Raw genomic sequence first — 7,416 nt, forward strand, 5'->3', positions numbered from 1 at the left:
CGTCCCCGGCCGCCGGTTCGGCTTGTCGTCCGGATCGGTTCCCTTGCAGTGAATGACTCTTCCTGGCCTCTGACGCCAGGAACTGCGCGCGGGCAGCTACCGGCTGAGGCGCCAGAGCGACGTCACTTCCGCGGCGCGGGCGCGGTGCAGTGGGTCGGCCGGGTCCAGTGCGCGGCGGTGGCGTGGTGTTGCCTCGACGCGGTCGATGACCCGCAGGCCCGCTGCCGCGATCCAGTCGAGCAGGTCTGTGCGTGTGCGCAGTCCCAGGTGCTCCGCGAGGTCCGACAGCACCAGCCATGCCTCGCCGCCGCGGGTCAGGTGGCGGGGGGCTCGGTCGAGGAAGCCGCGCAGCATTCGGCTGCCCGGGTCGTACACCGCGTGGTCGAGGGGGCCTCGCGGCCGGCCCGGCAGCCATGGCGGGTTGGCCACCACCAGCGGTGCGCGGCCGCGGGGGAACAGGTCCGCCCGCACGACTTCTGTCCGGTCGCCGAAACCCAGGCGGGTCAGGTTCGCGGTCGCGCACGCGACCGCCCGGGAGTCGGTGTCCGTTGCCACCACCCGCCGGACGCCGCGGTGGGCGAGGACCGCGGCGAGGACGCCCGTTCCGGTGCCGATGTCGAACGCCAGCTCCGTATCCGGCAACGGCGATTCCGCGACCAGGTCGACGTACTCCTGCCGCACCGGTGCGAACACGCCGTGGTGCGGGTGGATCCTTGCCCCGAGCGCCGGGACGGCGACGCCGCGGCGGCGCCATTCCGCCGCGCCCAGGACGCCGAGCAACTCCCGCAACGGCACCGCCGCGGCCTCGGTGAGGGGCCCGTGGACCGCGAGGCACGCGGCCCGCACGTCCGGCGCCCGGCGCAGCGGGATCACGTGCCCGGGATCGAGGGGGACGTACAACAGCGAAAGCAGCCGCGCCCGATGAGCGCGGTTCGCGCGGTACCGGGGGTAGTCGTCCGGCGGGGGCGGTGGGATCCGCCGGTCGACGGCGGCGAGCAGGTGCCGGGCGGCCGGGTAGTCGCCGTGCCAGAGCAGGGCGATGCCGTCGGACATCGTGCGGAGGGCGGCGTCGGCCGAGAGGCCGTCTCCGGCCGCGGTCGCGACCCGCGAAGGCGGGGAAAAGAGCCGGCGATCGGGTTCGCCGGGCAGGACGAGATGAGCCACGGGACGGGGTTTCCGTTCTTGCTGCGGGCACGGCGAAGCACCCGCGAGAGGTGCGGGGTGTGCGAAGGACCGGAGCGGGAACTAGCTCAGAACGGCAGCATGAACGGGATTCGTCACCCTTCGACCCTAGCTGTGGGCCCGCGACCCTGCGTACAAAGGACGGAAGAGGTGATGCCGGATGGTGGTGCGGCTCGGGAAGCGGCGCCGGTGGGCGGTGGTCGCCGCGGTGGCCGGCGTGCTCGTTTCCGCTCCCTCGGTCGTCGCCGCGCTCGCGCCGGCCGGGCCGGACCACGACCCGGAGCGGCTGCGGGCCCTCGTGCTGGACTCCGCCGGAAAGCCGTACCAGGGCTACGCCGAAAGCGCCGGCTCGCTGGCCCTGCCGGAGCTGCCGAACCTCGCCGCCGTCACCGCCCTGTTCTCGATGCGGACGCCGATGCGGGCCTGGTACGCCGGGCCTGACCGGTACCGCGTCGACATCCTCGGCACCGCCGGTGAGCACGACGTCTACCGGCTGCCCGATGGCGAATACACCTGGGACTACGGCGACAACACGCTGACCGAGCTGATCGGCGAGCCCGACCTGCGGCTGCCGCGGGCCGGGGACCTGCTGCCGCCCGAGCTCGCCCGGCGGGTGCTGCGCGCGGCGACGGGCGATCCGGTGAGCGCGCTGCCCGGGCGGAACGTCGCCGGGGTTGCCGCGTCCGGCCTGCGGCTCGTCCCGGCCGATCCCGACACCACCATCGGCCGGGTCGACGTCTGGGCGGACCCGGCGACCGGGGTGGCGGTGCGGGTGGAACTGACCGCGCGTGGGCAGGAGGCCCCGATCCTGGTGACCGAGTTCCGGCAGCTCGAACAGACAACGCCGGTCGTCGAGGCGCCACGGCCGGTGCTCGGGTCCGGGTTCAGCGTGACGAGCGCTCCGGACGTCGCCGACACGCTCGGCGCCTTCAGCCAGGTCCCGCTGCCGTCGTCGCTCGCCGGGCGTCCGTTGCTGTCGTCGGACTTCGGGGGCGTGCAGGGCGCCGCGCTCTACGGCCGCGGGCTGGCCGCCTTCGCTGTGATCGCCGTGCCGCGGACCGTGGCCAACGCCGCGGGCGACGCCGCCGGGAAGGCCGGTGCGGCGCAGGTGAAGCTCCCCGCCGGGAGCGTCGTGCAGCTGTCGATCACGCCGTTGTCGCTGGGCATCGTGCGGTCGTCGGTCTCCCGCCGCTCCTACCTGCTGGCCGGGACGGTGACGCCCGGCGTCCTGAAGGCCGTGGCCGACGAGCTGTCCCGGCTGCGCCGGAGCGGCTCGTGATCGTCACCCACGCGCTGACCAAGCGCTACGGCCGCACGGTGGCCGTCGACGCGGTCGGCCTCGAAGTCCGCGAAGGCGACCGCTACGGCTTCCTCGGTCCCAACGGCTCGGGCAAGACCACGCTCGTCCGGATGCTGCTCGGCCTGGTCTACGCGACCGCCGGGGAGATCGAGGTGCTCGGCAAACCGGTGCCGAAACGGGTCGCCGAGGTGCTGCCGGACGTCGGCGCGCTCGTCGAGGGCCCGGCCGCGTACCCGCACCTGTCCGGGCGGCGGAACCTGGCGCTGCTCGACGCCGCCGGGCGCGGCGGGGGCCGTCGCACGCGGCGCCGTCGCATCGACGAAGCCCTCGAGCAGGTCGGGCTGGGCGGGGTCGACCAGCGGCCGGTGAAGGCGTACTCGCTCGGCATGCGGCAGCGGCTCGGGCTCGCCGGCGCGTTGCTGCGGCGGCCGCGGCTGCTGATCCTCGACGAGCCGACCAACGGCCTCGATCCGCAGGGCATCAAGGAGATCCGCGAGCTGCTGGTCGAGCTGAACGCGGGCGGCACCACGGTGTTCCTGTCGAGCCACCTGCTGGCCGAGGTGGAACAGCTGTGCACCCGCGTCGGCGTCGTCGACCGCGGCCGGCTCGTGCTGGAGGAGGACCTGGCCACGCTGCGGGCGGCCACCGGCCGGATCCTGGTCGGCACCCCGGACGGTGCCCAGGCGGCCGCGGTCCTCGACGGGCAGCTCGAAGCCCGCGACGGCGACCGGCTGGTCATCCGGCACGGCGACCCGGCGGCGCTGAACGCGCTGCTCGTCGAGGCGGGGGTGCGCGTGACGTCGATCCACGCCGAGCAGCGGACCCTCGAGCAGGTCGTCCTCGACGTGACGGGTCCGGGCTCGGACCGGTTCGGGGCGGCGGGATGATCGGCGTCGAACTGCGGAAGCTCGCGCTGCGGCCGCGGATCTGGTTCAGCGTGCTGCTGCTGTGCCTGCTGCCCGCGATCGTCGGCGTCTTCCTGGCCACGGCCGACTTCGCGCCGCCGCCGGGCCAGGGCGGGGCGTTCCTCTCGGCGGTGGTCAACGACGGCGCGCTGTACCCGGCCGCCGCGCTCGCGCTGGTGCTGCCGCTGTTCCTGCCGATCGCGGTCGCCGTCACCGCGGGCGACGCGATCGCGGGCGAGGCCGCCACCGGCACCCTGCGCTACCTGCTGGTGCGCCCGGTCGGCCGGACCCGCCTGCTGGGCGCCAAGATGGTGGCGCTGGCCGTGTACGTCACGGCGGCGATCGTCATCGTCGTGCTGACGTCGCTGGTGCTCGGGGTGATCCTGTTCGGCACCGGCGGCACCCCCGGCGTCGCGGGACCGGGCGGGCAGCCGACCGGCGTGACGTCGTTGTCGGGGCAGTCGCTCAGCTCGTCCGCGCTGGGCCTGCGGCTGCTGGGCACGGTGTCCTACATCGTCGTGTCGATGCTCGGGTTCGCGGCGATCACGGTGTTCCTCTCGACGGTGTCCGACTCGGCGCTGGGGGCCGCGCTGGGCGGGCTGGCCGTGCTCATCACGAGTTCGGTGCTGGAGACCCTGGACGCGGCCGCGTCGGTGAAGCCCTACCTGCCCACGCACTACTGGCTGTCCTGGATCGACTTCTTCCGCGATCCGGTGCTGTGGCGCAACATCGACCACGGGCTGCTGCTGCAGGCCGGCTACATCGTGGTGTTCTTCGGGGCCGCGTGGGCGAACTTCGCGACGAAGGACGTCACGAGCTGAGGCACTCCGCGGGCGCTTCGAGCGGCGTGGTGCCGAGGGCCTGCAGGACGATCTCGGTGACGGCGGAGTCGGTGGGCAGGTCGCCGTGTCCGGCCGGGTTGCCGGGGCAGACCTGCTGGAGCGAGACGTTGACGGCGCCGTCGAGCCGGGCGGTGTCCGGCGGGGTCACGGTCTCGTCGTTTTCCGTCCAGAGCGACAGCCACGGCAGGCCCGGCGGGAGCGGCTGCTTGGCGAGCTCCTGCAGGAGGCTGCTGCCCGGCGCCAGCTGGACGCACGCGGTGGGACAGCCGCCCGGGACCAGCGCGCCGCCCGCCGTGGCCAGTCCGGTGCCGTGCATCGGCGCGCCGAGCGTCACGACCCGGCGGGCCTGGTGCTCGCCGCCCTCGCGGCCGACCCACAGCCGGGCCACGACGCCGCCGGCGGAGTAGCCGACGACGTCGACCGAAGGCGCGCCTTGTTCGTAGGCCTTCTCGACGGCGTCGGCGAGGACGGCGGCCTGTTCGACGAGGTCGCCGGTGCCGTCGCCGGCCAGGGTGAGCACCTCGGCGGACCGGCCGGTGGCCTGCCGGATCCGCTCGGCGAGGGTCTCCAGCGCACCCCGGCCGCCGCCGTAGCCGGGGACGAGGAGAACGGGACCGGGCTTGTTCTGGTCCGGCGTCCCGGCCTCGGGCGCGGCCTTGGCGCCGGAGGTGGCGAGGACGGCGGCGGCGACCACGACCACCACGGCGACGGCGACGCTGCTCAGCATCAGCCGCCGCCGCGGGCTGAGCCCGCCCCACCACGCCGTGATCCGCACCGCTCCATGATGACCCGGCCGGCGCGGGGAAGGCGTGACGGAAGCCGGAACTCGCGTGATCGGGGCCGGAACTCGCGTGATTGAAGCCGGAACTCGCGTGATTGGGGCCGGAACTGGCGTGGTTGGGGGCGTTACTGCTGGTGCTTGGCGTTGAAGCGGGCCTTCTTCTGGCGGTTTCCGCACGTGTTCATGTCACACCAGCGGCGGGTGCGGCTCTGGCTGGTGTCGAAGAAGGCGGCCTGGCAGGTCGGGGAGGCGCACAACGCCAGCTTGCCGTCCCGCTCGCCGGCGAGGATGGCGATCGCGTCGGCGGCGATCACGCCGAGGGCGTCTTCCACGCGGGACGGCGAGCTGAGCCGCCATCGCCGGGTGCCGTCGGGGGTCAGGACCGCCGCGGCCCGGCCCTCGACGCTGCAGGCGTTGATGACTTCGACCGCCGAGGCCGGGAGGGCCTCCCGGAGCGCGGCCGCCGTCGCGGCGGCGTGGATCGACTCCCGCAGTTCCCGGGCGCGCTCGAGCTGGGCGGGGGTGCAGGAGTCCACGGCGAGGCCGGTCACCGCCAGCCAGTCGGCCAGCCGCTGCGGCGTCGGAATGCGCTCCACGGCGTCGCCGCATCGCTCGGTCAGCGTCGCCGTGAAGCTGGTCGCCAGCACGGTACCGAGGCGGAACTCGGGGAACGCAGCACGCATGGAACCAGCTTAGCCGGTTGCCCGCCGGTCCGGAGTCGTGTTAGAACCGTCTTAGCCGGTTCACCCGAGTCAGGAGGTCCCATGCCGCTCATCACCAGTGACGTTCACGCGTTCGAAGCCCGCGCGACCGACGCCGACCTGGACGACCTGCGCGCGCGGCTGGCCGCGACGCGCCTGCCGGAGGCCGAAACGACCGGGCAGCGGTGGGGCCAGGGCGTTCCGCTGGCCGACCTCGTCGACGTCATCGAGTACTGGCGCACCGGGTACGACTGGCGGGCGTTCGAAGCGCGCCTCGACCGGATCGGCCAGTTCCGCACGACCATCGACGGCCTGGGCATCCACTTCCTGCACCGCCGGTCCGCGCGGGCGGACGCCACCCCGCTGCTCCTGACCCACGGCTGGCCGGGCAGCATCGCCGAGTTCGTCGACGTCGTCGACGAGCTGGCGGACCCGGACGACGCCGGCGCGCCCGCGTTCCACGTCGTGGTTCCCTCGCTGCCGGGCTTCGGGTACAGCGACAAGCCGGCCACCACCGGCTGGGGCACCGAAAAGATCGCGGCCGCCTGGGTGGAGCTGATGGGACGGCTCGGCTACCGCAGGTTCACCGCCCACGGCGGCGACTGGGGCGGCAACATCACCACGGTGCTCGGCGGGCGGTTCCCGGACCACGTCCTGGGCATCCACACGACGTTCGCGGAAGGACTGCCCGGGGCGACGACCGACGGCCTGACGGCGGAGGAGCGCCGGTGGACCGAGGAAACCCGCCACTTCTGGCGCCACCGCGCGGCGTACGCGAAGCAGCAGGCGACCCGGCCGCAGACCATCGGCTACTCGCTCGTCGACTCCCCGGCCGGGCTGCTCGCCTGGATCCTCGACAAGTTCGCCGAGTGGTCGGACACCGAAGACAGCCCGTTCGAGACGATCTCCCGGGACCGCGTCCTGGACGACGTCACCCTGTACTGGCTGACGCGCAGCGGCGCCTCGGCGGCCCGCATCTACTACGAGAGCCACAACTCGCTGGACCCCGAGCTCCGGGTCGACGTCCCGGCGGCGATCACCGTGTACCCCCGCGACATCGAGAAGTACCCGCGTCCGTGGGCGCAGGAGCGGTACCGGCGGATCGTCCGGTGGCGGTCGCCCGAAGCCGGGGGACACTTCCCGTCGCTCGAGGTGCCCGGGTACTTCGTCGAGGACCTGCGGGAAGGCCTCGCGGCCGTGCTGGCCGCTCAGCCGGCGCCGTAGCAGACGTAGCTCGAGGCGGCGGGGGAGTCCGGGAGCTCCGCCTGGGCGCGGGCGAGGGCCGCGGCCGGGGTGCACCCCGCCGCCAGGTGGCGGTGGTGGCGGACCATCAGCGCGCGGCCGGCGTCGTCGGGGATCGGGAGGACCGTCGCGACCAGGCTCGTCGTGCCCAGCGCCAGCAGGGCCGACGCCAGGCCCAGCAGCTCGTCGCCCGCGTGGACCGCCGAGCGGCCCGAGTCGCAGCCCGAGAGCACCACCTGACGCGGCGGGCTGGCCAGCCGTTCCAGGTCGTACACCGTCAGGGGACCGTCGGCGAGCCGCAGCGCCGAGAACAGCGGGTTGTCCGTGCGGAACACCCCGTGCGCCGCGATGTGGCCGAGCGCGGCGCCGTCGAGCGCGGCGAGCACCGGCTCGACCCGCGCGGTGCGGCCGGTGAACCGCCGGGCGCCCGGGTAGCGGCGGGCCAGCGCGGCGGCTTCCGCGG

Annotated in this window: 8 protein-coding genes; 4 read left to right on the forward strand and 4 right to left on the reverse strand. The window is 74.2% G+C overall.

Annotated elements, in window-relative coordinates:
• Nucleotides 1–96 precede the first annotated feature (96 nt).
• Nucleotides 97–1,164, reverse strand: a complete 1,068-nt coding sequence (locus tag CCN39_RS44660; protein WP_086852885.1) for a methyltransferase — start codon at nucleotides 1,162–1,164, stop codon at nucleotides 97–99.
• A gap of 178 nt (nucleotides 1,165–1,342) precedes the next feature.
• Here CCN39_RS44660 and CCN39_RS44665 point away from each other — a divergent pair, with 178 nt between their 5' ends.
• From CCN39_RS44665 to CCN39_RS44675, 3 genes are read left to right on the forward strand one after another with little or no spacing between them, the layout of a single operon-like run.
• Entirely contained in the window at nucleotides 1,343–2,461 is a 1,119-nt protein-coding gene (locus CCN39_RS44665; protein WP_086852887.1) for a hypothetical protein, read from the forward strand.
• Nucleotides 2,458–3,369 (forward strand): ABC transporter ATP-binding protein, encoded by a 912-nt coding sequence (locus CCN39_RS44670; RefSeq protein ID WP_086852889.1) that lies wholly within the window; start codon nucleotides 2,458–2,460, stop codon nucleotides 3,367–3,369. The genes CCN39_RS44665 and CCN39_RS44670 overlap by 4 nt, the downstream gene beginning before the upstream one ends.
• On the forward strand, nucleotides 3,366–4,208 hold the full coding sequence (locus CCN39_RS44675) for an ABC transporter permease (protein ID WP_086852891.1): 843 nt from the start codon (nucleotides 3,366–3,368) through the stop codon (nucleotides 4,206–4,208). Before CCN39_RS44670 ends, CCN39_RS44675 begins: the two co-directional genes overlap by 4 nt.
• Here CCN39_RS44675 and CCN39_RS44680 read toward each other — a convergent pair.
• Together CCN39_RS44680 and CCN39_RS44685 are read right to left on the reverse strand one after the other, a co-directional pair.
• Entirely contained in the window at nucleotides 4,198–5,004 is an 807-nt protein-coding gene (locus CCN39_RS44680) for a lipase family alpha/beta hydrolase (RefSeq protein ID WP_244211301.1), read from the reverse strand. The two genes, CCN39_RS44675 and CCN39_RS44680, sit on opposite strands and share 11 nt — an antisense overlap.
• Nucleotides 5,005–5,135: 131 nt before the next feature.
• The gene (locus CCN39_RS44685) at nucleotides 5,136–5,693 is read right to left on the reverse strand and encodes a CGNR zinc finger domain-containing protein (protein WP_086852892.1); all 558 of its coding nucleotides are present in this window, start codon (nucleotides 5,691–5,693) and stop codon (nucleotides 5,136–5,138) included.
• Between the two features lie 81 nt (nucleotides 5,694–5,774).
• Between CCN39_RS44685 and CCN39_RS44690 the strand changes: the two genes are divergently transcribed.
• Nucleotides 5,775–6,935 (forward strand): epoxide hydrolase family protein, encoded by a 1,161-nt coding sequence (locus CCN39_RS44690; protein ID WP_086852894.1) that lies wholly within the window; start codon nucleotides 5,775–5,777, stop codon nucleotides 6,933–6,935.
• Here CCN39_RS44690 and CCN39_RS44695 read toward each other — a convergent pair.
• The coding region (locus tag CCN39_RS44695) for a CHAT domain-containing protein (RefSeq protein WP_143264400.1) at nucleotides 6,920–7,416 on the reverse strand (497 nt) is incomplete at its 5' end. The two genes, CCN39_RS44690 and CCN39_RS44695, sit on opposite strands and share 16 nt — an antisense overlap.

The sequence above is a fragment of the Amycolatopsis kentuckyensis genome (assembly GCF_002155975.1).
In the GTDB taxonomy this organism is placed as follows: domain Bacteria; phylum Actinomycetota; class Actinomycetes; order Mycobacteriales; family Pseudonocardiaceae; genus Amycolatopsis; species Amycolatopsis kentuckyensis.